Source organism: Telluria sp. AZSoR62, from assembly GCF_058111565.1.
In genome coordinates this window covers 1-258 of record NZ_JBYTST010000406.1, presented here as the reverse complement: position 1 = coordinate 258, position 258 = coordinate 1, and the positions used below count along the sequence as shown (strand labels likewise).

The 258-nt window shown below is 57.8% G+C and carries 1 protein-coding gene; it reads right to left on the bottom strand.

The window, feature by feature from the left end:
- Positions 1–58: 58 nt before the first annotated feature.
- Positions 59–258: hypothetical protein (locus AC3XQU_RS24265; protein ID WP_489876676.1), on the bottom strand; the 200-nt coding region annotated here is incomplete at its 5' end.

Genomic DNA, 258 nt, shown 5'->3' with positions numbered 1-258 from the left:
AGCCTTTGGGAATGCGCGCTGCGTAGGTTTCCCGGGAGCGTAAGGCTTAGCTGTGTGGTCATTGGTCCTGTTCACGGGTCAATCCAAAGGGAACCGCATCACTCAGGGTAACGGAGAACGTGGCGTAGCTATGACGAGTGACCAGAATTCCCTGACGTCGCTCGCCCATTGCGCGTGCCTTGGCCACAGTCACAGCTTCGTCGAGCTGGCGTTCCAGACTGGCACGATCGGTCACAGTGACAATGATCTGTAAGCCGG